This is a genomic window from Massilia aerilata (assembly GCF_042656905.1).
Classification (GTDB): Bacteria; Pseudomonadota; Gammaproteobacteria; order Burkholderiales; family Burkholderiaceae_D; genus Telluria; species Telluria aerilata.
This window is the reverse complement of record NZ_JBHSMZ010000001.1, coordinates 319,786-346,175: the sequence shown is the minus strand read 5'-3', so window position 1 is coordinate 346,175 and position 26,390 is coordinate 319,786. Positions and strand designations below refer to the sequence as shown.

Here is a 26,390-nt window from a genome sequence, read left to right as displayed (position 1 = left end):
ACTGTACCCGCGCGGCCCGGGCGCCGCCACGCATGTGCGACAAAATGCAGATTTCGCGGGGCAGGCTGCGCCTGGGCCCGACGGCCGAGCGTCCTCATCGTGCGCCCAGCGCGAGCCGGGCGGCCGCGGCGCCGCTGCGCACCGCCATCTCCAGCGTCGCCGGATAGTCGCCGGCCGTGTAGTCGCCGGCCAGGAACAGGCCGTCCAGGCCGGTGGCGTTGCCCGGGCGGTCGAGTCCCGGGGTACAGGCGAAGGTGGCGCGTTTTTCCGTCAATACGCGGCTCCAGCGCGGCTCGGCCAGCGCCGGCTGGCGGAATGCAGCCGCCAGCTGCACCGCCACCAGCCGGGCCAGCTCGTCCTGCGCGAGCTTGGCCGCATCGAGGGCGGCGCTGATGACCACCGCCAGCAAGCCGTCCTGGCCGCGATCCTGACCCGGGCCGAGCTGGCCGCGGTCGAACACGAACTGGCCCCAGGCGCCGCGGGCGGGGTCGTCGAGCAGGGCGCAGAAGGGCAGCGGCAGGCGCAGGCCGGGCGCGTACTGCAGGTAGACCGTCGATATCGGCTCGTAGTCGAAGGCGTCCAGCCGGGCGCCCAGCGCCTCGAGGCCGGCCAGCGGCCGGACCAGGGCGGCGCTCTGCCAGGCCGGGGTCGCCAGCACCACGGCGTCGAAGCCGGCGGCGCCGAGGCAGGCGCCGACCTGCCAGCCGCCGTCCAGGCGCGCGATGGTGTCGACGCGCGCGCCGCACGCTACCCGCCCGCCGCGCTCTTCGATGTAACGGCGGGCCGCTTCCGGGAACAGGGCGTCCAGCAGCACGCGAGGCAGCAGCATGTCGGAGTCCTTGCGGCGGGCGCCCAGGCTGTCGCGCAGCACCGCCAGGAACACATTCGCCGAGGCGCGTTCGATCGCGGTGTTCAGGGCCGCGAGGCACAGCGGGCGCCACATCAGGCGGGTCAGGCGCGGGGTCTGGTCGAAGCGGGCCAGCAGTTCGGCCACGCTGCAATCCGTGTCCAGGCCCCACTTCATCCAGCGCGCACTGGTACTGAAGCGGGCCAGCGCCAGCTTGTCTTCCCGTTCGAGACCCGTGGCGCGCAGCAAAGCGGCCAGCATGTGCAGCGGCGCCGGCAGGCGCGGGGCGACGAAGTCCATCAGCCCGCTGCCGGGCGGATAACGCATCTGCAGGGGCAGGCGCAGCAGGGCGTCGCGCTCCGCCACGCCGACGCGGCGCAGCAGCGCCAGCGTCTCCGCGTAGGCGCCGAGCATGATGTGCTGGCCGTTGTCGAGCAGGGCTTCTTTCGCCTGCACGGCGCGCGCGCGGCCGCCCAGCATGCGCGCGGCTTCGAACAGGGTCACGCGCGCGCCCTTCGAGGCCAGCTCGACGCCGGCCGCGCAGCCCGCCCAGCCGCCGCCGACCACCGCCACTTTCAAAGGCTGCTTAGCCACGGATATAGGTTTTCCACGCCAGCCACAGCTTGCGCAGCGGCGTGAGGGAAATGCGCTGGTTCAGGACCTTGAAGTCGTCGCGCTCGATCTCGTCGAGCACGGTGCGGTAGATCGCCGCCATCATCAGGCCGGGACGCTGGGCGCGCCGGTCTTCCTTCGGCAGCAGGGCGAAGGCTTCGTCATACATGGCGCGCGCGCGGTCGGCCTGGAACTTCATCAGCGCCTCGAACTTGTCGCTGTGGCGGAAATTCATGATGTCGGCCGCGGTCACGCCAAACTGCTGCAGCTCGTTGACCGGCAGGTAGATGCGGCCCTTGCGCGCATCGTCGCCGACGTCGCGGATGATGTTCGTCAGCTGGAACGCCAGCCCGAGCTTTTCGGCGTACTCCAGGGTTTGCGGATTGCGGGCGCCGAAGATGCTGGCCGAAAGGATGCCGACCACGCCCGCCACATGCCAGCAGTATTTGCGCAGGCCCGGGTAGTCGAGGTAGCGCGACTGGTCGAGGTCCATCTCCATGCCGTCGACGATGGCCTGCAGGTGCTGCTCCTGCAGATTGTAGGCGGCCAGGTGAGGCTGCAGGGCCTGTGTCACGGGGTGGGTCGGCGCGCCCTTGTACATGGCGGACAATTCGGTGCGCCACCAGGCCAGCTTGATGCGCGCCACCGACTGGTCGCTGGTCTCGTCGACGGTGTCGTCGACCTCGCGGCAGAAGGCATACAGCGCGGTGATCGCCCGGCGCCGTTCGGGCGGCAGGAACAGGAAGCTGTAATAGAAGCTGGAGCCGCTCTGTACGGTCTTTTGTTGGCAGTAGTCGTCGGGAGACATAAATAAAAGGTCGTGGTGCGTGAGGCAAGTCAGCTATTTTACATCCTGGCAGCGCGCCAGAGCAGTACCAGCCAGTCCAGGCGCTTGAGACGGGGCCGGCGCCGGAACACGTCGTAGCCGGCGCCTTCGATGGCTTCCAGGATCCGCAGGCCGCCCTGCACGACCAGACGCAGTTCCCAGCCGATGCGTCCCGGCAGGCGCGTCGCCAGCGGCGCCCCCTCCAGCATCAGGCCGCGCGCCCGCCCGACCTCGAAGCGCATCAGCGCACGCCAGGCCGGGGAGGTGGCGGCCCGGGCGATGTCATCCTCGCCGACGCCGAAGCGCGCCAGGTCTTCCTGCGGCAGGTAAATCCGGCCCTTGCCGATGTCGATCCCCACGTCCTGCCAGAAGTTGATCAGCTGGAGCGCCGAGCAGATGGCGTCGGATTCGCGCAGGCTGGCCGCGTCGGCCGTGCCGTACAGACCCAGCATCAGGCGCCCGACCGGGTTGGCGGAGCGGCGGCAGTAATCCAGCAGGGATGGAAAATCGGCGTAGCGGGTGGTGACCACGTCCTGGCGGAAGGCGCTCAGCAGGTCGCGCAGCGGCCGGGTGGGCAGCGCATGGCGGCGCAGGGCCTCGGCCAGGCGTGCGAACATGGGTTCCCGCGGCATGCCGCCGGCGTCGATGGCGTCGAGCGCGGCATCGTAGGCGTCCAATGCGGCGAAGCGCTCGGCGGGCCGGGCCTCGCCCTCGTCGGCGATGTCGTCGGCGCTGCGCGCGAAGGCATAGATCGCCTCGACGGCCGGCGCCAGGCGGCGCGGCAGCAGGATCGAAGCGACGGGGAAGTTCTCGTAGTGGTCGACGGACATGGAAAACTGACTCTAACGTCATTTACTGGCTGTGTTTGCATGATTATAATTGCTGGGCTTACGTAAAAGAACATCGCCGCTGCCGCCGCGGCCTCCCTCCGAGAGGAAACACCGTGCACGTACCCGCCATCCCGCTCCCGCGCAAGCTGATTGCCGCGGCCCTGACGCTATCCCTGCTGGCCGCCTGCTCGAAGGAGGCGCCGCCGCCCGAGGATGTGCGTCCGGTGCGGGCCATCACGCTGGCCGCCGGCAGCGTACGCGCCAGCACCGAGTTCTCCGGCGACGTGCGCCCGCGCTACGAATCGCGCCTCGGCTTCCGGGTGGGCGGCAAGATCAGTGCGCGCAAGGTGGATGTCGGCAGCAGCATCTCGAAAGGGACCTTGCTGATGCAGCTCGACCCGCAGGACTTGCGTCTCGGCCAGGCCCAGGCCCAGGCCAGCCTGCGCGCGGCCCAGACCAATGCCGACCTGGCGCGCGCGGAGCTGAAGCGCTACCAGGACCTGCGGTCCCAGAATTTCGTCAGCCAGGCGGTGCTGGACCAGAAAGTGGCGGCGGCGCGTTCCAGCCAGTCCAGCGTGGAGGCGGCGCGCGCCCAGCTGCGCGAGCAGGCCAACCAGACCGGCTATGCCAGCCTGGTGTCGGATACCGATGGCGTGGTGACCGGCATCGACGCCGAAGTCGGCCAGGTGGTGCAGGCCGGCACGCCGGTGGTGCGGGTCGCGCGCACCGACGAGAAGGAAGTGGTGATTGGGGTGCCCGAAGACCAGGTCGACGAGCTGCGCCACGCGGCCGAGGTGAAGGTGCGCCTGTGGGCCGACCCGAACCGCAGCATCGCCGGCAAGATCCGCGAAGTCTCGCCGGTGGCCGATCCCGCCACCCGCACGTATACCGTGAAGGTCTCGATCCCGGCCAGCGAAGACGTGCGCCTGGGGATGACGGCCGTGGTCGACATCGTGCAGCAGAGCGGCAATGCGGCCGGCTCCCAGCTGCGCGCGCCGCTATCGAGCCTGGTGCAGAACAAGGGCGGCAGCAGCGTGTGGGTGATCGAGAATGACGCGGTCAAGCTGCAGCCGGTGCAGGTGGGCGGCATGGCCGGCAACGACGTGCTGCTGACCGGCGGCGTGCGCCCCGGCCAGGCCATCGTCACCGCCGGCGTCAACCTGCTCAAGCCAGGCCAGAAGGTCAGGATCCTGACCGCCGACGTGGCGCGCCGCGGCGATGCGGAACTCGATGCCGCCGGTGGAGCGGCTAAATGAGGGGTTTCAACCTGTCGCGCTGGGCGCTGGAAAACATCCCGCTGACCCGCTACCTGATCGCCGTCCTGCTCCTGGCCGGCATCTTCAGCTACCAGCAGCTGGGCCAGGACGAAGATCCGCCTTTCACCTTCCGCGCCATGGTCCTGGTCGCCAAGTGGCCGGGCGCCACCGCCGTGCAGATGGCCCAGCAGGTCACCGACCCGCTGGAGCGCAAGCTGCAGGAGACGCCGTATATCGACAAGATCCGCAGCTTTTCCAAGCCGGGCGAAACCACCATCATCCTCGAGCTGCGCGAATCGACCCCGCCGAAGGACGTGCCGCCGACCTGGTACCAGGTGCGCAAGAAGATCGGCGACCTGGCGGGCACGCTGCCGGCCGGCGTGATCGGCCCCTTCTTCAACGATGAATTCGGCGACACCTACGGCTCCATCTTCGCGCTGTCCGGCGACGGTTTCACCTACGCCGAAATGCGCGACTACGCCGACTTCGTGCGCCAGCAGCTGCTCAACGTGCCGCTGGTGGCCAAGGTCGAACAGTTCGGCGTGCAGCGGGAGAAGATCAACATCCTGTTCTCGCAGCAGAAGTTCGCCCAGCTGGGGATTCCTTTCGACGCCATCGTCAACCAGATCGCGACCCAGAACGGGGTCGAGTCGGCCGGCGTGCTGGTGACGCCGAACGAGAACCTGCAGGTGCGGGTGAGCGGCGCCCTGAAGAGCATCGAGCAGCTCGAAAACCTCAGCCTGCGCGCCGGCAGCACCACCTTCCGCCTCGGCGACTTCGCCACCGTGCAGCGCGCCTACGAAGATCCGCCATCCGAGAAGATGCGCTTCAACGGCAAGGAAGTGATCGGCCTGGGCGTGTCGATGGAAAAGGGCGGCAACATCATCCAGCTGGGTAAGGGCCTGGAACAGACCGTGGCGCGCATCCGCGCCCAGCTTCCGGTCGGCATCGAACTGGAACGGGTGTCGAACCAGCCGGCCGCCGTCACGGCCTCGGTCAGCGAGTTCATTCATACCCTGGCCGAAGCGGTGGTGATCGTGCTGGGCGTGTCCTTCCTGGCGCTGGGCCTGCACAGCAAGCCGCGCTGGCGGATCGACGTGCGTCCGGGCCTGGTGGTCGCCCTGACGATTCCGCTGGTGCTGGCGATCACCTTCCTGTTCATGCATCTGCTGGATATCTCGCTGCACAAGATTTCGCTGGGCGCGCTGATCATCGCCCTCGGCCTGCTGGTCGACGACGCCATCATCGCGGTCGAGATGATGGTGCGGAAGATGGAGGAGGGCATGTCGCGCTTCGAGGCGGCGACCTTCGCCTACACCTCGACCGCCTTCCCGATGCTGACCGGCACCCTGATCACGGCGGCGGGTTTCCTGCCGATCGGCCTGGCCAAATCGGCGGCCGGCGAATACACCTTCACGATGTTCTCGGTGAACGCGATCGCGCTGGTGGTGTCCTGGGTGGTGGCGGTGACCTTCACGCCCTACATCGGCTTCATCCTGCTGAAGGTGCAGCCGCACCCGCCGGGCGAGCATGGCGGCCATGACGTGTTCGACACGCCGGGCTATACGCGCTTCCGCCGCCTCGTCGACTGGTGCGTGACCTTCCGCTATACCACCATCGCGCTGTCGCTGGCGGTGTTCGGCCTGGGCGTGTTCGGCTTCAAGTTCATCGAGAAGCAGTTCTTCCCGGATTCCAGCCGCCCCGAGCTGATGGTCGAGATGTGGCTGCCGGAAGGGACCAGCTTCAGCGCCAACGAGGCCCTGGTCAAGAAGTTCGAGACCTGGGTCCGCCGCCAGCCGGAACTGGAAAGCGTCACCAGTTATGTGGGCACCGGCAGCCCGCGCTTCTACCTGCCGCTGGACCAGATCTTCCCGCAGTCGAACGTCTCGCAGATGGTGGTGCTGCCCAAGGATGCGCACATGCGCGAAAGCCTGATGCGCAAGATCGAGACGGTGCTGAAGAACGATTATCCCGAGGTGCGCGGGCGGGTCAAGCTGCTGCCGAACGGGCCGCCGGTGCCGTATCCGGTGCAGTTCCAGGTGTCGGGTCCGGACATCGCCGTGGTGCGCGGCGTGGCCGACCAGGTCAAGGACATCCTGCGCGCGAATCCGAACGCCTTCGGCGTCAACGACAACTGGAACGAGTCCGTGAAGGTGCTGCGGCTGGACCTCGACCAGGACAAGCTGCGTGCCTTGGGCGTCACCAGCCAGGCGGTGCGGCGCACGATCGCCACCGTGCTTTCAGGGACGACGATCGGCCAATTCCGCGAAAGTAACCGCCTGATCGACATCGCCGTGCGCCAGCCGATCGAAGAGCGCTCGACCATGTCGGTGCTGGCGAATACGAATATCGCGACGCCGTCCGGCAAGCCGGTGCCGCTGTCGCAGCTGGCCCGCATCGGCTTCGTATGGGAACCGGGCGTGGTCTGGCGCGAGGGGCGCGAGTGGGCGATCATGGTGCAGTCGGACGTGGTCGAAGGCATCCAGGGGCCGACGGTCTCGGCCCAGGTCGGCGACAAGCTGGACGCCTTGCGCGCGAAACTACCGGCCGGCTACCGCATCAAGCTGGAAGGCGCGGCCGCCGACAGTTCGCAGGCGGAAGCCTCGATCTCGGCCAACGTGCCGCTGGTGCTGTTCATCGTGTTCACGCTGCTGATGCTGCAGCTGCACAGCTTCTCGCGCGCGCTGCTGGTGTTCCTGACCGGTCCGCTGGGCGTGGCCGGCGCCGCGATGGCCTTGCTGCTGCTGGGCCGGCCCTTCGGCTTCGTCGCCAACCTGGGTGTGATCGCGCTGTTCGGCATGATCATCCGCAATTCCGTGATCCTGGTCGACCAGATCGAGAAGGAGATCGCGGAAGGGCGCCCGGCCTGGGATGCGATCGTGGAAAGCGCGGTGCGGCGCTGCCGTCCTATCCTGCTGACGGCGGCCGCGGCGGCGCTGGCGATGATTCCGCTGTCGCGCTCGGTATTCTGGGGGCCGATGGCGGTGGCGATCATGGGCGGCCTGCTGGTGGCGACCGCATTGACCCTGCTTTTCCTGCCGGCTTTGTATGCCGCCTGGTTCCGGGTCAAAAAGCCGGTGTGAATGGGCATGATTAACTCATCCATTGCGCACGTTTCAAAAAACCCCAATGGTGTCAGAAAATCCAGTAAAATAACTGGTTGAAGTTGTAGCCCCTAAACAGTGGAGTGCAGGGCGGCCGGTTTCTCTCACGGGCGCCCTTTGTTTTTGCGGCAAGAATGCAATCCTGCGCGAGGATGGCGAAATTGGTAGACGCACCAGGTTTAGGTCCTGACGCCAGCAATGGTGTGGGGGTTCGAGTCCCCCTCCTCGCACCACGAATAATTATTTTTTTGGACGATTTTTACAATGGCAACTGCAGTCGAAAACCTGGGTAAACTCGAGCGCCGCTTGACGCTTACTTTTCCGCTGAGCGACGTACGTACGGAAGTTGAAAAGCGCCTCAAGGTGCAGGCCAAGACCGCGCGTGCTCCGGGCTTCCGTCCGGGCAAAGTTCCCCTGAAAATGGTTGCGGCCCAGTACGGCTTCCAGATCGAATCTGACGTGCTGAACGACAAGGTTGGCCAGGCTTTCGGCCAGGCTGCCGAAGAAAACCAGCTGCGCGTTGCAGGCATGCCGAAAATCGAGCCGAAGGAAGATGCGCCGGAAGGCATGCTGGCCTTCGACGCCACTTTCGAAGTCTACCCGGAAGTGAGCATCCCCGACCTGGCCGGCATCGAAGTCGAGACCGTCAAGGCCGACGTCTCGGACGCCGAAATCGACAAGACCATCGACATCCTGCGCAAGCAGCGCGTGCACTTCCACACCAAGGGTGAGGCAGGCGAGCACGGCGACGGCGGCGAGCCGGTCGCAGCCAATGGCGACCGCGTGACCGTCGACTTCGTCGGCGTGATCGACGGCGTCGAATTCGCCGGCGGCAAGGCCGACAACTATGCATTCGTGCTGGGCGAAGGCCGCATGCTGCCGGAATTCGAAGCCGCGACCGTCGGCCTGAAGGTCGGCGAGAGCAAGACCTTCCCGCTGGCCTTCCCGGAGGATTACCACGGCAAGGACGTCGCCGGTAAGACCGCCGAGTTCACCATCACCCTGAAGGGCCTGGAGTGGGCGCACATGCCGGAAGTCGACGGCGAATTCGCCAAGTCGCTGGGCATCGACGACGGCAGCGTCGAGAAAATGCGCGAAGACATCAAGGTCAACCTGGAGCGTGAAGTCAACGCCCGCATCAAGGCCCGCAACAAGGAAGCCGTGATGGACGCCCTGGTCAAGGCCACGGAGATGGACGTGCCGAAGGTCATGATCGAGCAGGATTCGCAGCGCCTGGCCGAGCAGACCCGCCAGGACATGGCCCAGCGCGGCATGGACGTGAAGAGCCTGCCGTTCCCGGCCGATTTGTTCGCCACCAAGGCCGAGCGCCGCGTGCGCCTGGGCCTGATCCTGTCGCAGCTGGTTGGCGACAACAACCTGCAAGCGACCCAGGAGCAGGTGAAATCGCAGATCGAAGACTTTGCGCAAAGCTACGAAGACCCGAAAGAAGTCCTGAAGTACTACTATAGCGATCGTCGTCGCCTGGGCGAGATCGAGGCTCTTGTTTTGGAAGAAAACGTCGTTAACTATGTGCTTGGCAAGGCAAAGGTGACGGCCAAGGACATCGCCTTTGACGAACTGATGGGCAGCGCGCCGCAAGCCTGAGCTTCGGTGTAAGCTTGAGGCGACGAGCCTAGTCGACCGGCGCCTTCGTGCGCCGGTTGGCGTCTCTGAACATCTTTTTTAAGGAAAGTGACAGGTATGAATCGTAATCCTGCGTTGGATACCCAAGCCCTCGGCCTTGTGCCGATGGTGATCGAGCAGAGTGGCCGCGGCGAGCGCGCCTACGACATCTACTCGCGCCTGCTCAAAGAGCGCGTGATCTTCCTGGTCGGTCCTGTCAACGACCAGATGGCCAACCTCATCGTGGCCCAGCTGCTGTTCCTGGAAAGCGAAAATCCCGACAAGGATATTTCGCTCTACATCAACTCGCCGGGTGGTTCGGTCTCGGCCGGCCTGGCCATCTTCGACACGATGAACTTCATCAAGCCGGACGTCTCGACCCTGTGCACGGGCCTGGCGGCCTCGATGGGCGCCTTCCTGCTGGCGGCCGGCGCCAAGGGCAAGCGTTTCTCGCTGCCGAACTCGCGCGTCATGATCCACCAGCCGTCCGGCGGTTCGCAGGGCATGGCGTCGGACATCGAGATCCAGGCCAAGGAAATCCTCTACCTGCGCGAGCGCCTGGCCCGCATCATGGCCGACAACACCGGCCAGACCATCGAACAGATCCACAAGGACACCGACCGCGACCGTTTCATGTCGAGCGAGGAAGCCGTGGAATATGGTCTTATCGATCGGGTCTTGACCAACCGCGCATAAGCACCCATATAAGGTGTTGCTGAAAGACGCCCGAGCGCAACAGCGGATCGGGCGTTCTTTTTTTATTTCAGGTAGCATGGAGACGTGCGCACTTGTTGCGCCCCCGTATTAGCGTTATATTCATAGCAATTCAACAGAAACTTGCCCCATGTCTGACAAAAAATCCTCCAGCGGTGAAAAACTCCTTTACTGCTCCTTTTGCGGCAAGAGCCAGCATGAGGTGAAGAAGCTCATCGCGGGACCGTCGGTCTTCATCTGCGACGAGTGCATCGACCTGTGCAACGACATCATCCGCGACGAGACCTCCAATGTGGAATCGGTGGCCGGCGCCAAGTCCGACCTGCCGACCCCGCACGAGATCGCCGAGCTGCTCGACCAGTACGTGATCGGCCAGATGACGGCCAAACGCATCCTGTCGGTGGCGGTGTACAACCACTACAAGCGCCTCAAGCACCTGGGCAAGAAGGACGACATCGAGCTGTCCAAGAGCAATATTCTGCTGGTGGGTCCCACCGGTTCCGGCAAGACCCTGCTGGCCCAGACCCTGGCGCGCACCCTGAACGTGCCCTTCGTGATCGCCGACGCCACCACGCTGACCGAAGCCGGCTACGTCGGTGAAGACGTCGAGAACATCATCCAGAAGCTGCTGCAGAGCTGCAACTACGAAGTCGAAAAGGCCCAGCGCGGCATCGTCTACATCGACGAGATCGACAAGATTTCGCGCAAGTCGGACAATCCTTCGATCACCCGCGACGTATCGGGCGAGGGTGTCCAGCAGGCGCTGCTGAAGCTAATCGAGGGCACCATGGCTTCCGTGCCGCCGCAGGGCGGGCGCAAGCACCCGAACCAGGACTTCGTCCAGATCGACACGACCAACATCCTGTTCATCTGCGGCGGCGCCTTCGACGGCCTCGACAAGATCATCCAGAACCGCTCGGAAAAGTCGGGCATCGGCTTCGGCGCCACCGTCAAGAGCCAGACCTCGCGTTCGGTCAGCGACGTGCTGATGGAAGCGGAACCGGAAGACCTGGTCAAGTTCGGCCTGATTCCGGAACTGGTGGGCCGCCTGCCGGTCGTCGCCACCCTGAGCGAACTGACCGAAGACGCGCTGATCCAGATCCTGGTCGAGCCGAAGAACGCGCTGATCAAGCAGTACTCGAAATTGCTGGACATGGAAGGCGCGGAACTCGAAATCCGCCCGGCGGCCCTGCACGCGATTGCCAAGAAGGCACTGGCGCGCAAGACCGGCGCACGCGGCCTGCGTTCGATCCTGGAACACGCTTTGCTGGACGTCATGTATGAACTGCCAAGCCAGCAAAATGTGGTGAAAGTCGTGATCGATGAAAATACGATCACGAATGGCGCGAAACCTTTACTGATTTACAGCGAATCGCCGAAAGCCGCTGGGGAAAATTAAAAATTTCCTCGCGCACACACAACAAAAGGTCTTGAAACGCTGATTCTTGGCGGTACAATTTAACTCAACAAAAGACCCGGGCTTCATACGGAAAGCCACTCGTGATTTCGGTCGCGCAGTGGCTTTTTTATTTTCAAAAAGGGCTTTTGTCAGAACGGCTCAGTATTAATAAGTATTGCGATAGAAAATTATTTTTCGGCCGCTCTTGTGAAGTGACGATGGACTCCCAACATCGTCAACACGCTTTTTATAAGGTATGCCATGACGACTACTAAATTTACTGAACAGATGACCTTGCCGCTGCTGCCGCTGCGCGACGTGGTCGTGTTTCCGCATATGGTGATACCGCTGTTCGTCGGCCGCCCGAAATCGATCAAGGCGCTCGAAGCCGCGATGGAACAGGGCAAGAGCATCATGCTCGCTGCCCAGAAGGCCGCTGCCAAGGACGAACCTTCCGCCGCAGACATCTACGAGATCGGCTGCGTGGCCAATATTCTGCAAATGCTGAAGCTGCCGGACGGTACCGTGAAGGTGCTGGTCGAAGGCGCGCAGCGTGCCCGTATCAATCACATTACCGACGCGCCCAGCCATTTCGTCGCTGATTTGACCCCGATTAATTCCGAAACCGGCGACGACTCGGAAGTCGAGGCAATGCGCCGCGCGATCGTCCAGCAGTTCGACCAGTACGTCAAACTGAACAAGAAGATTCCGCCCGAGATCCTGGCTTCGCTGGCCGGCATCGACGACGCCGGCCGCCTTGCCGACACCGTTGCCGCCCACTTGCCGCTCAAGCTCGAGCAGAAGCAGGTCATTCTCGAGATCTTCAACGTCTCCAAGCGCCTCGAGCACCTGCTCGGCCAGCTGGAAGGCGAGCTCGACATCCTGCAGGTGGAAAAGCGCATCCGCGGCCGCGTCAAGCGCCAGATGGAAAAGTCGCAGCGCGAGTACTACCTGAACGAGCAGGTCAAGGCGATCCAGAAAGAGCTGGGCGAGGGCGAAGACGGCGCCGACATCGAAGAGCTCGAGAAGAAGGTGATCGCGGCCAAGATGCCGAAAGAGGCGATGGAAAAGGCCCAGGCCGAGATCAAGAAGCTGAAGATGATGTCGCCGATGTCGGCCGAAGCCACCGTCGTGCGCAACTACATCGACACCCTGGTCGGCCTGCCTTGGAAAAAGAAATCCAAGGTCACCATCGACCTGGAAAAGGCCCAGCAGGTGCTGGAATCCGATCACTACGGCCTCGACAAGATCAAGGAACGCATCCTCGAGTACCTCGCGGTGCAGCAGCGCGTCGACAAGCTGAAGGCGCCGATCCTGTGCTTCGTCGGTCCTCCGGGCGTGGGTAAAACCTCGCTGGGCGAGTCGATCGCCCGCGCGACCGGCCGCAAGTACGTGCGCATGGCGCTCGGCGGCGTGCGCGACGAAGCCGAGATCCGCGGCCACCGCCGTACCTACATCGGCTCGATGCCGGGCAAGGTGCTGCAGTCGCTGTCGAAAGTCGGCGTGCGCAACCCGCTGTTCCTGCTCGACGAGATCGACAAGATGGGCGCGGACTTCCGCGGCGACCCGTCCTCGGCGTTGCTGGAAGTGCTGGACCCGGCGCAGAACCATACGTTCAGCGACCACTACGTCGAAGTCGACTTCGACCTGTCGGACGTGATGTTCGTGGCGACCTCGAACTCCTTCAACATCCCGCCGGCGTTGCTGGACCGGATGGAAGTGATCCGCCTGTCGGGTTACACCGAAGACGAGAAGACCTCGATCGCGCAGCGTTACCTGATGCCCAAGCAGATCAAGAACAACGGCCTGAAGGAAGAAGAGATCAAGGTCGAAGAGTCGGCGATCCGCGACATCATCCGCTACTACACCCGCGAAGCCGGCGTGCGTTCGCTCGAGCGCGAAATCTCGAAGATCTGCCGCAAGGTCGTCAAGATGCTGCTGCTGAAGAAGGATGGCAAGCGCGTCATCGTGAACGGCAAGAACCTGGACAAGTTCCTGGGCGTGCGCCGCTACGACTTCGGCGTGGCCGAGAAGGAAAACCAGGTGGGCCAGGTGGCCGGCCTGGCATGGACCGAAGTGGGCGGCGACCTGCTGACCATCGAAGCCGTGCAGGTGCCGGGCAAGGGCGCCGTGATCCGCACCGGTACGCTGGGCGACGTGATGAAGGAATCGATCGAGGCGGCCCGCACCGTGGTGCGCTCCCGCGCGAATCGCCTGGGCATCAGGAACGAGGTGTTCGAGAAGGCCGACATCCACATCCACTTGCCGGAAGGCGCGACGCCGAAGGATGGTCCGTCGGCCGGTATCGGCCTGACGACGGCGCTGGTGTCGGTGTTCACCGGCATCCCGGTCCGCGCCGACGTGGCGATGACCGGCGAGATCACGCTGCGCGGCGAAGTCCTGCCGATCGGCGGCCTCAAGGAAAAGCTGCTGGCAGCCCAGCGTGGCGGCATCAAGACCGTCCTGATCCCCGAGCAGAACGTGAAGGACCTGGCCGAGATCCCGGACAACGTCAAGAACAAGCTCGAGATCGTGCCGGTGCGCTGGATCGAGAAGGTGCTGGAAGTGGCGCTGGAGCGCCAGCCTGAAGCGGTGGTCGAAGTGCCGGCAGTGGCTGCTGCCGCGCCGGTTGCGGCACCGGCCGAAGGGCAGGGCGGCGTGGTCAAGCACTAAGCGTCAGCGGTCGCATCGTCGTCACCGCGTATTATATCCGTCGTCCCCGCACAGGCGGGGACCCAAGTTTGCAAGCGTTTCGATAGCGCATGCAGAACCTGGGTCCCCGTCTGCGCGGGGACGACGTTTTTGGCGCGCCACGAACGCCGCTTTTAGAGCAACGTTGCTTGACATAAAGCATTGCGCCCCTGTTTAATACGCGCTTGCGGTTTTTTGCCGAATGTCTAACGAGGGAAAAGAAGTGAACAAAACTGAATTGATCGAAGAAATTGCGAAGTCCGCGGACCTGACCAAAGCCTCTGCGGCGCGCGCCCTCGACGCGATGATCGACGCGGTGACCACCACCCTGAAGAACAAGGACAGCGTGACCCTGGTCGGCTTCGGCACCTTCACTGTCGGCGAACGCGCTGCCCGCACCGGCCGCGACCCGCGCACCAAGGAAGCCATCAAGATCAAGGCCGCCAATGTCCCTAAATTTAAGGCTGGTAAAGCCCTGAAAGATGCAGTAAACTAATGCCTTCGCTGCGCTGACCCGCAGCGGATAGTGTCGCCTTATCGCGTGGAGCGGTAGTTCAGTTGGTTAGAATACCGGCCTGTCACGCCGGGGGTCGCGGGTTCGAGCCCCGTCCGCTCCGCCACCCGATAAGCGCACGGCACAAGCAGTTCAGAATCTGGAGCGGTAGTTCAGTTGGTTAGAATACCGGCCTGTCACGCCGGGGGTCGCGGGTTCGAGCCCCGTCCGCTCCGCCAGAATCAGGTGTGAAAAAAAGGCGAACCACGGTTCGCCTTTTTTTTCGGCTTTTTGTAATCGCATTTTCAACCTTGATTGGCTGACCATGTTTGAATTTATCCGTACTCACCAGCGGCTGATGCAGTTCCTGCTGCTCCTGCTGATCCTGCCGTCGTTCGTGCTCGTCGGCGTCAGCCAGTATGAAAGCCGCGGCAGCAACGATGGCGTCGCCACCGTCGACGGCCGCACGATCACGCAGCAGGAATGGGAAGCGGCGCAGCGCCGCCAGATCGAGCAGGCGCGCGCCATGATGGGCGCACAGTTCGACCCGAAGCTGTTCGACTCGCCGGAAGCGAAGCAGGAAGTCCTCGACGGCCTGGTGGCCGAGCGCGCGATCAGCGCCGAAGTGGCCCGCAACCACCTGACCGTCGGTAACGACACGCTGTACAAGGCGATCCAGGAACAGACCGGCATGAAGAAGCCCGACGGCAGCTTCGACCTCGAGGCCTACAAGGCCTTCCTCCAGGCCCAGGGCATGAGCGCGGAAAGCTTCCAGGCGCGCATCAGCTACCAGATGGCCGTGCAGCAGCTGGCCGCCTCGGTGCAGAGCACCGCCTTCGCGCCGCGTTCGGTGGCGGGCCGCCTGTCCGACCTGAACGACCAGCAGCGCGAAGTGCAGGAGCAGCTGTTCCCGGCCTCGAACTACGCCTCCCAGGTCAAGGTCACCGATGCGATGGTCAAGGCCTTCTACGACAAGAACGCCGCCCTGTTCCAGGTGCCGGAAACCATCAAGGCCGAGTACGTGGTCCTGAATCCGGAAGCCATCGAGAAGCTGGTCACCGTGAGCGACGCCGAAATCGCCGACGCCTACAACAAGAACAAGGCCCGTTTCGCCACCCCGGAAAAGCGCAGCGCCAGCCAGATCCTGATCACTGCCGCCAAGGACGCCAAGCCGGCCGACGACGCCGCCGCCAAGGCCAAGGCGCAAGCCATCCTGGCCGAAGTCCAGAAGGCGCCGAACGACTTCGCGAAGATCGCCAAGGCGCAGTCGCAAGACCCGGGCTCGGCCGAGCTGGGCGGCGACCTGGGCGTCATCGAGAAGGGCCTGCTGCCGGCCAAACAGGTCGAGGACGCCGTGTTCCAGCTCAAGGAAGGCGAAGTCAGCGGCCTGGTGCGATCGGACTTCGGCTACCACATCGTCAAGCTGACCAAGCTGGTGCCGGCCTCGCAGAAGCCGCTGGAAGAAGCCAGGCCGGAAATCGCGGCCGAGCTGAAGAAGACCAAGATGGCCAGCAAGTACTCGGAACTGGCCGAGGCCTTCACCAATACCGTGTATGAGCAGTCGGACAGCCTGAAGCCGGTGGCCGACAAGCTGGGCCTCGCGATCGAGACCGTCGAAGGCCTGACCCGCACGCCGAACCCGGCGCTGGGCAAGCCGCTGCTCAACAACGACAAGTTCCTGAAAGCGATCTTCTCGCAGGACGCCATCGCCAACAAGCGCAACACCGAGGCGGTGGAAGTCGCGCCGAGCACCCTGGTGTCCGGCCGCGTGGTCGAGTTCAAGCCGGCCACCAAGCGTCCGCTGGCCGAAGTCGACGCCGTGATCCGCCAGCGCGTGACCCAGGAAGAAGCGATGCGCCTGGCGCGCCAGGCCGGCGAAGCCAGGATCGCCGCGGCCAAGGCCTCGGGCGACGCCACCGGCTTCGGCGATGTGAAGAACGTGTCGCGCACCATGCAGCAGCCGACCATCAACCCGGCCGCCGCGATGGCCGTCCTGAAGGCCGACGTCAGCAAGCTGCCCGCCTACGTCGGCGTCGAACTGCCGGGCCAGGGCTATGGCGTGTACCGCATCGGCAAGGTGACCCAGCCGGCCCAGGCCGACCAGGCGCGCCGCAAGCAGGAAGCCGAAGCCATCGCCCGCGCCATGGGCAACGCCGAGCTGTACGGCTACGTCGAGGCGCTGAAGAGGAAGGCCAAGGCCAAGCTGAACGTCAAGGCTGCGGACCTGGGCGCGAAAGCCGCCGAGTAATCAGCCAGCCGTAACGAGAAAGCCCGGCCGCGTGAGCGGACCGGGCTTTTTGTTTTTGCGCGCCGGAGGCGTGGGCCCGGGGAGCCCACCCTACGTCGATGCGCACAACCGTAGGGTGGGCACCCCGTGCCCACGTCCCTCAATCAGCGTTCAAAGCGCGCGCGGCGGCCAGGAAGTCCTCCTTGCCGATATCCGCCAGCTCGACCACGCGGGCCTGCGGATACTGCACGAAATTGCGGTCGATCGAACGCAGGTAGGCCGGGTCGTAGTGCTCGACCAGCAGCTGGTCGACCAGGTCCGGCATCTGCCCGCCGTTGGCCATCGCGTGCCAGGCGTCGATCCTGGCGCGGCCGTGCAGCTGCACCAGGTGATCGAGCTGGGCGTTCAGCGAGGACGGATCGACGCAGAAGTGCTGGTAGTCCTCCATCAGCAGGCGCACGCGATTGGGCCGCGACAGGCTCAGTGCGATGCAGGGCGAGGCGCGCATGCGCTCCATGACCACTTCCGGCACGCGCAGGTTGCCGACCTTCTTGCTTTCGGATTCCACGAATACCGGTTTGGCCGGGTCGAAGCGCCGCAGCCGGTCCCAGATGCGGGTCTCGAACATCTTCTGGCTCGGCTGCGGCTCGCCGGGCAGGTGGCCGAGCACGGAGCCGCGGTGGGCTGCGAGGCGCTCGAGGTCCAGTACCTGGGCGCCGATGCCATCCAGCGTTTCCAGCAGCCGGCTCTTGCCGCTGCCGGTGGTGCCGCAGATGACGCGGAATGCGAGCGCGGGCGGATTCTCCAGCGCCGTGTTGACGTAGCCGCGGAAAGCCTTGTAGCCGCCGTCCAGCTGCACCACCGGCCAGCCGACCTTGGCCAGGATGTGCGCCATCGAGCCGCTGCGGTTGCCTCCGCGCCAGCAGTAGACCAGCGGCTTCCAGTCGCGCGGCTTGTCGGCGAACAGGGTTTCGAGATAGCGCGCGATATTCTTCGACACCAGCGGCGCGCCGATCCGCTTCGCATCGAAGGAACCGACCTGCTTGTAGGTGGTGCCGACCAGGATGCGCTCCTCGTCGTTCAGCACCGGGCAATTGATGGCGCCGGGGATGTGGTCGAGCGCGAACTCCGATTCGCTGCGCGCGTCGATGATGGTGTCGAAGGCGTCGAGTTGCGGGAGGACGTCGTTGAAGCTCAGGACAGCGGGGTATTTCATGCTTTAGTTTTTGATGAGCGGCGCCAGTTGCGGCCAGATGTTATTGAGGATGACGGGGTGGGCGGTCGCCAGCGGATGCATGCGGTCGGCCTGGAAGTTGGTCGGCACCAGTTCCACGCCCTGCAGCATATACGGCACCAGCGGCACCTTCAGGTCGGCGGACAGTTCCTTGTACATGCCGGTGAAGCGATCGGTGTAGTTGCGGCCGTAATTCGGCGGCATGTGGATGCCGACCAGCAGGACCTTGGCCTTGTTCTCCTGCGCGAGCCTGATCATGGCGCGCAGATTGTCTTCGGCCGACGGGATCGGCAAGCCGCGCAGGCCGTCGTTGGCGCCCAGTTCCAGCACCACCACGCTGGGCTTGTGCTGGGCCAGCAGTGCCGGCAGGCGCGAGCGGCCGCCGCTGGTGGTGTCGCCGCTGATGCTGGCGTTGACGATGCGGGCATCCAGCTTTTCCGTCTGCAGCTTCCGTTCGAGCAGCGCCACCCAGCCGCTGCCGCGCGCCAGGCCGTATTCGGCGGACAGGCTGTCGCCCACCACCAGTACCGTTTTTGGTGCAGAATAGGCGCTCCCCGACACGGCCAGCGCGAAGGCCGCGACGGCGCCGACAGTCGACTTTCTGATATTGAGATGAGCAAGCATGCGTGATATTCCCGAGGCTTCCAAACGTGATGCTTCCTTAGCTAATGCAACAGACCGCAATGCAACAGGCCCGGCTCCGGCAATCGAAGTCGCCGGCCTGTCCAAGCGGGTGGCGGACGCCAGCGGCGAACTGACCATCCTGCACAGCGTCGATTTTACCGTGCAACCGGCTGAGACGCTCGCCCTCGTCGGCGCCTCCGGCTCCGGCAAGTCCACGCTGCTCGGTCTGCTGGCCGGGCTGGACACGCCCTCGAGCGGGACCGTCAAGCTCGACGGCACCGATATCTTCGCGCTGGACGAAGACGGCCGCGCCGCCTTCCGCAAGGCCAAGCTGGGCTTCGTGTTCCAGTCTTTCCAGTTGTTGCCGCACCTGAATGCGCTGGAAAACGTCATGCTGCCGCTGGAACTGCGCGGCGAGCCCGATGCGCGCGAGAAGGCGGCGGCGATGCTGGGCCGGGTCGGGCTGGAGAGCCGCCTGCGCCACTATCCGAAGTACCTGTCCGGCGGCGAGCAGCAGCGCGTGGCGCTGGCGCGCGCCTTCGTCACCGAGCCGCCGCTGCTGTTTGCCGACGAGCCGACCGGCAGCCTCGATGCCGCGACCGGCGAGGCGGTGATCCAGCTGATGTTCGAGCTGAACCGCGAGCGCGGGTCGACCCTGGTGCTGGTGACACACGATCCGGCGATGGCGGCGCGTTGCGGGCGGACGCTGACCATCGCCGCGGGACGTTTGCTCACGTAAGCAAGGCATTGAACACCGCCCGCATCGCCTTCGGCAACTCGCCCGCCGTCAAGCCGATCGGGCCGGTCCCATCCTCGACCAGCCAGTCCGCCGCGGCCCCGTGCATCCATACGGCCCCCAGCGCCGCCTCCCACGCCGGCCAGCCCTGAGCGAGAAGCGCCCCGCAAAAGCCCGCCAGCACATCGCCGCTGCCGCCGGTCGCCAGTCCCGGATTGCCGCTGGTGTTCACCAACACGAAGCCGTCCGGCCGCGCGATCACGCTGCCGGCGCCCTTCAGCACCACCACGGCATTGAAACGCAGCGCCAGTTCGCGCGCGTGCTCCAGGCGGTCGGCCTGTACGATGGGCGCGGTGACGCCCAGCAGGCGCGCGGCTTCCAATGGATGCGGCGTCAGCACCAGCTGCCCGCCGTGCGCCGCCAGCGCTTCATGCAGCGCCGGGCGCGCCGCCGTGAGGTTGAGGGCATCGGCATCCACCACCAGCGGGCCGCGCGCTTCCAGCACCTTGCCGAACAGGTGGATCGCGGCGTCCGCATTGCCCATGCCCGGGCCGGCCACCACGCAACGGCCGGCGAAATCCATGCCGGCGGCTTCGCGGAACATGATCTCCGGCTGCAGCGGGTCGAGCGCCATGCCGCCGTCGAGCATGGCGGTGAATACCCGGCCGGCGCCGCCGTGCAGGGCCGCGCGCGCGGCCAGCACCGCCGCCCCGGCCATGCCGCGCGCGCCGCCCAGCACCGCCAGGTCGCCGAAGCTGCCCTTGTGCGAATTCCGCCGGCGCGGCGCCAGGTGTTCCGCGAACAGGGAGGGCCCGTTGAGCGCGGCCTGGGCGCTTTCCTGGTGCAGGCCGTCGGCGCCGAGCATGTCGACCCGCACCTCGCCGGCATGGTCGCAGCCGTCGCCCGTGTGCAGGCCTGGCTTGTTGCCGAGGAAAGTGATGGTGTGCGTGGCCATGACCGCCACGCCGCCGGGACCGAGGACGGCGCCGGTATCCGGATCCAGCCCGCTCGGCACGTCGAGCGCCAGCACCGGACAGTCGACGCCGGCCGTCCACGCCGCCAGTTCGCGTGCGCGTCCCGCCAGCGGGCGTGCGAGGCCGATGCCGAACAGGGCGTCGACCACCAGCCGCCAGGGCCGGCCGGCCGGGATATCGTCGACGAAGCGCACCCCGGCGTCGCTGGCCCGCTGCCGCGCGCGCCCGGCTTCGAAGCTGGCCGCGGCCTGGCTGGCCAGCTGCAGCACCTCGACGCCGGCGCCGGCGCGCGCCAGGTGGGCCGCCAGCTCGAAGCCGTCGCCGCCGTTGTTGCCGGGGCCGGCCAGCACCAGCACCGCGCCGGCGGCTTCGCCGTCGAGGAGCGCGAGCGCGTAGCCGAAGGCGGCCAGGCCGGCGCGCTCCATCAGCTCGCCGGGCGCAAGCCGGGACTGGGCGGCGTGTTCGATGGCGCGGATCTGTTCGCAGCTGTAGAGCAGGGTGTCCATGATGGCTCCGTAAAAAGGCGATGAGCAGCATTGTCGCCAAAATCGCAGGCCCGCGCGCGTCGCGACTACAATAAGCCTCGTTTCTTGAATGGCAAACGGAGAGCACATGGACTGGCAGTTCTGGATCGACCGCGGCGGCACCTTCACCGACATCGTGGCGCGGCGCCCCGATGGCGCCCCTGTCACCCACAAGCTGCTGTCCGAGAATCCTGAGCAGTACCGCGACGCCGCCGTGGCCGGCATCCGGCACCTGCTGGGCCTATCCGCCGGCGAGCCGGTGCCGCAAGGCGCCATCGAGGCGGTCAAGATGGGCACGACGGTGGCCACCAACGCCCTGCTGGAGCGCAAGGGCGAGCCGACCGTGCTGGCCATCACCCGCGGCTTCCGCGACGCCCTGCGCATCGCCTACCAGAACCGGCCGCGCCTGTTCGACCGCCACATCGTGCTGCCCGAGCTGCTGTACCGCCGCGTGGTCGAGATCGACGAGCGCATGGGCGCGCATGGCGAGGTAGTGCGGGCGCTGGACGAGGCGGGCGCGCGCGGCCGCCTGCAAGAGGCCTATGATGCCGGCCTGCGCAGCCTGGCCATCGTCTTCATGCACGGCTACCGCCACACGCGGCACGAGGCGGCGGTGGCGCGCATCGCCCGGGAGATCGGCTTCACGCAGATCTCGGTATCGCACCGCGTCAGCCCGCTCATGAAACTGGTCGCGCGCGGCGACACCACCGTGGTCGACGCCTACCTGTCGCCCATCCTGCGGCGCTACGTCGAGCAGGTGGCGGGCGAGCTGCCTGGCGTGAACCTGCAATTCATGCAGTCCAGCGGCGGCCTCACCGATGCGCGCAGCTTCCAGGGCAAGGACAGCATCCTGTCCGGCCCCGCCGGCGGCATCGTCGGCATGGTGCGCGCCAGCCGCCTGGCCGGCTTCGAGCGGGTGATCGGCTTCGACATGGGCGGCACCTCGACCGATGTTTCGCACTATGCCGGGGAATTCGAACGCGTGTTCGAGACCCAGGTCGCGGGCGTGCGCATGCGCGCGCCCATGATGAGCATCCACACGGTGGCGGCGGGCGGCGGCTCGATCCTGCACTTCGACGGCAGCCGCTACCGCGTCGGCCCGGACAGCGCCGGCGCCAATCCGGGCCCGGCCAGCTACCGCCGCGGCGGCCCGCTGACGGTTACCGACTGCAATGTCATGCTGGGCAAGATCCAGCCTGCGCACTTCCCGCAGCTGTTCGGTCCGGGCGGGGATCGGCCGCTCGATGCCGAGGCGGTGCGCGCGGGCTTCGGCGGATTGGCAAGGGAGATCGGCGCCGCCACCGGTTCGACGCCCGCGCCTGAAGCCGTGGCCGAGGGCTTCATCCGGATCGCGGTCGGGAATATGGCGAATGCGATCAAGCAGATCTCGGTGCAGCGCGGCCATGACGTGACCGGCTACACGCTCACCAGTTTCGGCGGCGCCGGCGGCCAGCACGCCTGCCTGGTGGCCGATGCGCTGGGCATGAAGACGGTCTTCATCCACTCGCTGGCCGGGGTGCTGTCGGCCTACGGCATGGGCCTGGCCGACCAGAGCGCGATGCGCGAACGGGCCGTCGAGAAGCGCTTGACCGAACTTGGCGCGGACCATCTGGCGGCCGAGCTGGACGCACTCGGCGCCACCGCACGCGGAGAATTGCTGGCGCAGGGCGTGATGGCCGAGCGCATCGAGCTGCTGCGCCGCGTGCACCTGCGCTACGAAGGCACGGATTCCGCCATCGTGATCAAGCTCGATACCCACGCGGCCATGCAGCAAGCTTTCGAGGACGCCTACCGGCGCCGCTTTTCCTTCCTCATGCCGGGCAAGGCGCTGGTGGTCGAAGCGCTGTCGGTCGAGGCCCTGGGGCGTTCCGATGCGCCGCCGGAGACGCCGGGTCCGGCGTCCGCGGGCGGTGCCGTCCCGGCTGTGCACGAAACCGTGCGGATGTTCGCCGGCGGCGAGTGGCGCGACACCGCGGTCTATCTGCGCGCCGGCATCAAGCCGGGCGATGTGGTGCAAGGCCCGGCCATCGTCGCCGAGGCGAATGCGACCACGGTGGTGGAAGCCGGCTGGCAGGCCGAAGTCACGGCGTATGAGCACCTGGTGCTGCGCCGCGTCGAAGCGCTGCCGGAGCGCCATGCGATCGGCACCAGCGCCGACCCGGTGATGCTGGAGGTCTTCAACAACCTGTTCATGTCGATTGCGGAGCAGATGGGCCTGCGCCTGCAGAATACCGCCTACTCGGTCAACATCAAGGAGCGCCTCGACTTCAGCTGCGCCATCTTCGACCACGAAGGCAATCTGGTCGCCAACGCGCCGCACATGCCGGTGCACCTGGGCTCCATGGGCGAGAGCATCAAGGCGGTCATGCGCAAGAACGCCGGGCGGATGAGAGCAGGCGACGTCTACGTGCTGAACGACCCGTATAACGGCGGCACCCATTTGCCGGACGTGACCGTCATCTCACCCGTGTTCGACGAGGCAGGCCGGGAAATCCTGTTCTACGTCGGCTCGCGCGGCCACCACGCTGACATTGGCGGCACCACGCCGGGCTCGATGCCGCCGGATTCCTCTCACATCGAGGAAGAGGGCGTCCTGATCGACAACTTCAAGCTGGTCGACGGCGCCGACGGCGTGCCGCGCGAAGACGAAGCGCGGGCGATGCTGGCGGCGGCGCACTGGCCGGCCCGCAATCCGGACCAGAACCTGGCCGACCTGCGCGCCCAGGTGGCGGCCAACCAGAAGGGCGTCGAAGAGCTGCGCCGCATGGTGGCCTGGTACGGCCTGGACGTCGTCCGCGCCTACATGGGCCACGTGCAGGACAATGCCGAGGAAGCGGTGCGGCGCGTGATCGCGGTGCTGAAGGATGGCGCCTACAGCTGTGAGCTGGACAACGGCGCGCGCATCGAGGTGGCGATCCGCGTCGATACGGCCAGCCGCAGCGCGGAGATCGACTTTACGGGCACATCAAGCCAGCTGCCGAACAACTTCAACGCACCATCGGCGGTGTGCATGGCGGCCGTGCTCTACGTGTTCCGCACCCTGGTCGACGACGAGATTCCGCTGAACGCCGGCTGCCTGAAGCCGCTGAAGGTGATCATCCCGCCGGGCTCGATGCTGAACCCGGACTATCCGGCCTCTGTCGTGTCGGGCAATGTCGAGACCTCGACCTGTATTACCAATGCGCTGTACGGCGCATTGAAAGTGATGGCGGCCGCGCAGGGGACCATGAACAACTTCACCTTCGGGAATGCACGCTACCAGTACTACGAGACGATTTCCGGCGGCTCCGGTGCGGGCGAAGGCTTCGACGGCACCGACGTCGTGCAGACCAACATGACCAATTCGCGGCTGACGGATCCGGAGATCCTGGAGTTCCGTTTTCCGGTGCGGCTGGAGAGTTATGAGATTCGCGCCGGATCGGGCGGGACGGGGCGCTGGCATGGCGGGAACGGCGGCGTGCGGAAAGTGCGCTTCCTGGAACCGATGACGGCGGCGATCCTGTCGAATAACCGGGTGTTTGCGCCGTTCGGGATGGCGGGCGGCGGGGAGGGCGGGAAGGGACGCAACCTGGTCGTGCGCGCGGATGGCAGCGTCGAGGAGCTGGGGCATATCGGGAAGGTCGAGATGCAAGTGGGCGATATGTTCGTGATCGAGACGCCGGGCGGTGGCGGCTACGGCAAGCCGGACTAGGGGCTCGCCTTCAAGAGAATCCAGATGTTCTTCCCGGACGCGCCGCTGACGCCAAGCACCTCGGCATCGAAGATCTTACGTACGGCTGGTTCACCCAGGGCTTCGTCTCTCGCTTGAAGTTCGATCGCCTGAAGCATCGACCATTCGCTCTTCTCGCCAGCGGTTTCGACGAGTTCGGGACTCGAGCATGCCTTCACCGCGAAACCGCTTGCCACGGACAAGAGCACGGCCGCGGCGATGCAAGGAAGGGAGGGCGGCTTCATCCGGGACATCAAGCCAGGATGCCGTACTTCCGCCGCGCCGCCAGGAACTCTTCATCCAGCGCCCTGAGCCGCGGATGTTCCGGATCCAGCGCCCGGATATGCTCCAGCTGTTCCGCACACATGGCCGCCAGCGGATGATCCCAACCCATCTCCATGATCTGGCGCAGGATCCCGCCGACCACCGCAATCATCACCGCCAGGTTCCCCGGCGCCATGTTGAGCGCCTCGAGCAGGGTCTGCACGGCCCCGCGCACATCGCCCATGTTGCGCTTCTCGTCGGCCACGCCGAGCAGGATCTGGGCCTGGGCCCGCAACTGCCTGCCCATGCCGTCCGCCAGGTCGGGGCGGCCGGCTTTCACGAACACGTTCATCGCCTGCTGCGGCGTCACCCGGCCGTCCTGGCCGTTCATGGCGGTCAGCATCACCTCCGACGCTTCCTCGTCCATGCGATGTTCCAGCAGCGAGCGCGTCAAACCGACTTTCAGGCCCGGCGACAGGGCGCTGCCGGCCCGTACCGCCGTCACCGCGCTGCGCAGGTCGGACACCGCGGCGGCCGCGTTGCCGTTCGCATCCTGCAGCAGCGCGTTCGAGATCGCCATGCAGGCGTCGAGCTCCGGGGTGCCGCGCAGCGAGCGTTCGAGGTCGCGGATCACGCCGGCGGCCGACAGCGGGTCGCCCTTGCGCACCAGCGCCTTGACCAGGTTGACGTGGTCTTCGGGATTACGGAATTCGGAATGGCGCGAGCGCGTCACGACCTGCTTGAAGCACTTCTCGGCCGCGCCAACGTCGCCGGTTTCGAGCGCCACTTCGCCCAGCTTGCGCAGGCGCCCCACCATATGAGGCGAGAGGCCGACCGCTTCCTCCAGCGTCTTCTGGGCCAGTGCATGCTCGCCGCGCTCTTCATGGCAGCGCGCCAGCAGGTCGTAGGCCGCCATCAGGCGCGGGTTGTCGCGCACCAGCTGTTCCAGCAGCTCGACGGCGTCAAGCGCGCGGCCCTGGGCGAACAGGCTGCGCGCCAGTCCCAGCCTGGCCCAGCCCAGCGGGCGCGCGGCGATCAGCTGGCGGTACACGGCCTCGGCCTGCTCGTGCTCCTTCAGCGAGGCGTGCAGCTCGGCGCGCAGGCGTGCGAAGTCGACGGCGTGGCGCGTCTGGCCGGTGCCGGCATCAAGGCAGGTGCGGATCGCCGCCTGCGGATTGCCCTGCGCGATCTGCTGGTAAGCCGGCAGCATCGCGGTGCGGCGCGCCAGCGCGCGCTGGATACGCTGGTTCAGGGTATCGGCGGTGAATGGCTTGAGGATGTATTCGGTGGGCTGCAGCTCGGCCGCGCTGATCACCTTGTCGTGCGCCGCCTCCGAGGTCAGCATGATGAAGATGGCCCAGGGCGGGATCAGCTTGTGGTGGCGCAGGTCTTCCAGCAGCTGCTGGCCGTCCTGGCCTTCGCTGCCGCTACCGCTGCCGCCGCCCAGGTCGTATTCGCAGAGAATGACGTCGTAGCCGCGCCGGGCCAGCTGCTTGACGGCCGTGCCGGCGTTCACGGCATACTCGACGCGCGAGATGCCCGACTGGTTGAGCATGTTCTGGAGGTTGGCGCGAATGCCTGGGTTCGGGTCGACCACCAGTACGCTCAATTGGCTGTTCTCTTGCATAACGCTAAGATACCCATTCCTTGATGCTCCGGCAACCATTCCAGAACGGTAAAGCGGGGGACGGAGGCACGCTGTA

General features: G+C 65.9%; 18 protein-coding genes and 3 tRNA genes. 13 read left to right on the top strand and 8 right to left on the bottom strand.

Annotated elements, in window-relative coordinates:
• Positions 1-94: 94 nt before the first annotated feature.
• The 3 genes from hpnE to hpnC are packed head-to-tail and all read right to left on the bottom strand — an operon-like array spanning position 95 to position 3,115.
• A complete protein-coding gene (hpnE, locus tag ACFPO9_RS01535; RefSeq protein ID WP_417568537.1) occupies positions 95-1,441 on the bottom strand; it encodes a hydroxysqualene dehydroxylase HpnE in 1,347 nt (448 codons plus the stop codon).
• Positions 1,434-2,267 (bottom strand): presqualene diphosphate synthase HpnD, encoded by an 834-nt coding sequence (gene hpnD / locus ACFPO9_RS01530; protein ID WP_379766009.1) that lies wholly within the window; start codon positions 2,265-2,267, stop codon positions 1,434-1,436. Before hpnD ends, hpnE begins: the two co-directional genes overlap by 8 nt.
• Before the next feature lie 38 nt (positions 2,268-2,305).
• Positions 2,306-3,115, bottom strand: coding sequence for a squalene synthase HpnC (gene hpnC, locus ACFPO9_RS01525; protein ID WP_379766006.1), 810 nt, complete (start codon positions 3,113-3,115; stop codon positions 2,306-2,308).
• Positions 3,116-3,228: 113 nt separating this feature from the next.
• On the opposite strand from hpnC, the gene ACFPO9_RS01520 reads away from it, so the two are divergent.
• The 11 genes from ACFPO9_RS01520 (at position 3,229) to ACFPO9_RS01470 (ending at position 16,643) form a co-directional block, all read left to right on the top strand.
• The gene (locus tag ACFPO9_RS01520; RefSeq protein WP_379766003.1) at positions 3,229-4,371 is read left to right on the top strand and encodes an efflux RND transporter periplasmic adaptor subunit; all 1,143 of its coding nucleotides are present in this window, start codon (positions 3,229-3,231) and stop codon (positions 4,369-4,371) included.
• On the top strand, positions 4,368-7,454 hold the full coding sequence (locus ACFPO9_RS01515; protein ID WP_379766000.1) for an efflux RND transporter permease subunit: 3,087 nt from the start codon (positions 4,368-4,370) through the stop codon (positions 7,452-7,454). The genes ACFPO9_RS01520 and ACFPO9_RS01515 overlap by 4 nt, the downstream gene beginning before the upstream one ends.
• A gap of 167 nt (positions 7,455-7,621) precedes the next feature.
• Positions 7,622-7,708: transfer RNA gene (locus ACFPO9_RS01510), tRNA-Leu, on the top strand.
• A 31-nt stretch (positions 7,709-7,739) separates the two neighbouring features.
• Positions 7,740-9,080 carry a trigger factor gene (tig, locus tag ACFPO9_RS01505; RefSeq protein ID WP_379765997.1) on the top strand — a complete coding sequence of 447 codons (1,341 nt, stop codon included), beginning with the start codon at positions 7,740-7,742 and terminating at the stop codon, positions 9,078-9,080.
• Between the two features lie 96 nt (positions 9,081-9,176).
• Positions 9,177-9,794, top strand: coding sequence for an ATP-dependent Clp endopeptidase proteolytic subunit ClpP (gene clpP / locus ACFPO9_RS01500; RefSeq protein ID WP_197416444.1), 618 nt, complete (start codon positions 9,177-9,179; stop codon positions 9,792-9,794).
• Between the two features lie 148 nt (positions 9,795-9,942).
• Positions 9,943-11,211 (top strand): ATP-dependent Clp protease ATP-binding subunit ClpX, encoded by a 1,269-nt coding sequence (gene clpX, locus ACFPO9_RS01495; protein ID WP_230022813.1) that lies wholly within the window; start codon positions 9,943-9,945, stop codon positions 11,209-11,211.
• A 261-nt stretch (positions 11,212-11,472) separates the two neighbouring features.
• A complete protein-coding gene (lon, locus tag ACFPO9_RS01490) occupies positions 11,473-13,884 on the top strand; it encodes an endopeptidase La (RefSeq protein ID WP_379765992.1) in 2,412 nt (803 codons plus the stop codon).
• A gap of 241 nt (positions 13,885-14,125) precedes the next feature.
• Positions 14,126-14,398, top strand: a complete 273-nt coding sequence (locus ACFPO9_RS01485; RefSeq protein ID WP_230022818.1) for an HU family DNA-binding protein — start codon at positions 14,126-14,128, stop codon at positions 14,396-14,398.
• Between the two features lie 47 nt (positions 14,399-14,445).
• Positions 14,446-14,522, top strand: a tRNA-Asp gene (locus tag ACFPO9_RS01480).
• Positions 14,523-14,557: 35 nt separating this feature from the next.
• Positions 14,558-14,634 (top strand) — tRNA-Asp (locus tag ACFPO9_RS01475).
• An 86-nt stretch (positions 14,635-14,720) separates the two neighbouring features.
• Entirely contained in the window at positions 14,721-16,643 is a 1,923-nt protein-coding gene (locus ACFPO9_RS01470; protein ID WP_379765988.1) for a SurA N-terminal domain-containing protein, read from the top strand.
• Between the two features lie 139 nt (positions 16,644-16,782).
• Here ACFPO9_RS01470 and mnmH read toward each other — a convergent pair whose 3' ends face one another.
• Both mnmH and ACFPO9_RS01460 read right to left on the bottom strand, forming a co-directional pair.
• Positions 16,783-17,838 carry a tRNA 2-selenouridine(34) synthase MnmH gene (gene mnmH, locus ACFPO9_RS01465; protein ID WP_379765984.1) on the bottom strand — a complete coding sequence of 352 codons (1,056 nt, stop codon included), beginning with the start codon at positions 17,836-17,838 and terminating at the stop codon, positions 16,783-16,785.
• Between the two features lie 3 nt (positions 17,839-17,841).
• Entirely contained in the window at positions 17,842-18,480 is a 639-nt protein-coding gene (locus ACFPO9_RS01460; protein ID WP_379765981.1) for an arylesterase, read from the bottom strand.
• On the opposite strand from ACFPO9_RS01460, the gene ACFPO9_RS01455 reads away from it, so the two are divergent.
• The gene (locus tag ACFPO9_RS01455; protein ID WP_379765978.1) at positions 18,479-19,219 is read left to right on the top strand and encodes an ABC transporter ATP-binding protein; all 741 of its coding nucleotides are present in this window, start codon (positions 18,479-18,481) and stop codon (positions 19,217-19,219) included. The genes ACFPO9_RS01460 and ACFPO9_RS01455 overlap by 2 nt on opposite strands.
• Here the strand turns inward: ACFPO9_RS01455 and ACFPO9_RS01450 are convergent.
• On the bottom strand, positions 19,212-20,696 hold the full coding sequence (locus ACFPO9_RS01450) for an NAD(P)H-hydrate dehydratase (protein ID WP_379765975.1): 1,485 nt from the start codon (positions 20,694-20,696) through the stop codon (positions 19,212-19,214). The two genes, ACFPO9_RS01455 and ACFPO9_RS01450, sit on opposite strands and share 8 nt — an antisense overlap.
• A gap of 106 nt (positions 20,697-20,802) precedes the next feature.
• Between ACFPO9_RS01450 and ACFPO9_RS01445 the strand changes: the two genes are divergently transcribed.
• Positions 20,803-24,405, top strand: coding sequence for a hydantoinase B/oxoprolinase family protein (locus ACFPO9_RS01445; protein WP_379765972.1), 3,603 nt, complete (start codon positions 20,803-20,805; stop codon positions 24,403-24,405).
• On the opposite strand, the gene ACFPO9_RS01440 is transcribed toward ACFPO9_RS01445, so the two are convergent.
• Complete coding sequence (locus ACFPO9_RS01440) at positions 24,402-24,668, bottom strand: hypothetical protein (RefSeq protein ID WP_379765969.1); 267 nt, start codon at positions 24,666-24,668, stop codon at positions 24,402-24,404. The genes ACFPO9_RS01445 and ACFPO9_RS01440 overlap by 4 nt on opposite strands.
• A gap of 8 nt (positions 24,669-24,676) precedes the next feature.
• On the bottom strand, positions 24,677-26,296 hold the full coding sequence (locus ACFPO9_RS01435) for a response regulator (RefSeq protein WP_379765966.1): 1,620 nt from the start codon (positions 26,294-26,296) through the stop codon (positions 24,677-24,679).
• Positions 26,297-26,390: the final 94 nt, after the last annotated feature.

Excerpts from the sequence above, each read along its gene's own strand:
- ACFPO9_RS01450 (WP_379765975.1), bottom strand. The coding sequence starts at position 20,696 with ATGGACACCCTGCTCTACAGCTGCGAACAGATCCGCGCCATCGAACAC.
- ACFPO9_RS01470 (WP_379765988.1), top strand. The coding sequence starts at position 14,721 with ATGTTTGAATTTATCCGTACTCACCAGCGGCTGATGCAGTTCCTGCTG.
- lon (WP_379765992.1), top strand. The coding sequence starts at position 11,473 with ATGACGACTACTAAATTTACTGAACAGATGACCTTGCCGCTGCTGCCG.
- tig (WP_379765997.1), top strand. The coding sequence starts at position 7,740 with ATGGCAACTGCAGTCGAAAACCTGGGTAAACTCGAGCGCCGCTTGACG.
- ACFPO9_RS01455 (WP_379765978.1), top strand. The coding sequence starts at position 18,479 with ATGCGTGATATTCCCGAGGCTTCCAAACGTGATGCTTCCTTAGCTAAT.
- hpnD (WP_379766009.1), bottom strand. The coding sequence starts at position 2,267 with ATGTCTCCCGACGACTACTGCCAACAAAAGACCGTACAGAGCGGCTCC.
- ACFPO9_RS01445 (WP_379765972.1), top strand. The coding sequence starts at position 20,803 with ATGGACTGGCAGTTCTGGATCGACCGCGGCGGCACCTTCACCGACATC.
- clpX (WP_230022813.1), top strand. The coding sequence starts at position 9,943 with ATGTCTGACAAAAAATCCTCCAGCGGTGAAAAACTCCTTTACTGCTCC.
- clpP (WP_197416444.1), top strand. The coding sequence starts at position 9,177 with ATGAATCGTAATCCTGCGTTGGATACCCAAGCCCTCGGCCTTGTGCCG.
- ACFPO9_RS01515 (WP_379766000.1), top strand. The coding sequence starts at position 4,368 with ATGAGGGGTTTCAACCTGTCGCGCTGGGCGCTGGAAAACATCCCGCTG.
- mnmH (WP_379765984.1), bottom strand. The coding sequence starts at position 17,838 with ATGAAATACCCCGCTGTCCTGAGCTTCAACGACGTCCTCCCGCAACTC.
- hpnC (WP_379766006.1), bottom strand. The coding sequence starts at position 3,115 with ATGTCCGTCGACCACTACGAGAACTTCCCCGTCGCTTCGATCCTGCTG.
- ACFPO9_RS01440 (WP_379765969.1), bottom strand. The coding sequence starts at position 24,668 with ATGAAGCCGCCCTCCCTTCCTTGCATCGCCGCGGCCGTGCTCTTGTCC.
- ACFPO9_RS01460 (WP_379765981.1), bottom strand. The coding sequence starts at position 18,480 with ATGCTTGCTCATCTCAATATCAGAAAGTCGACTGTCGGCGCCGTCGCG.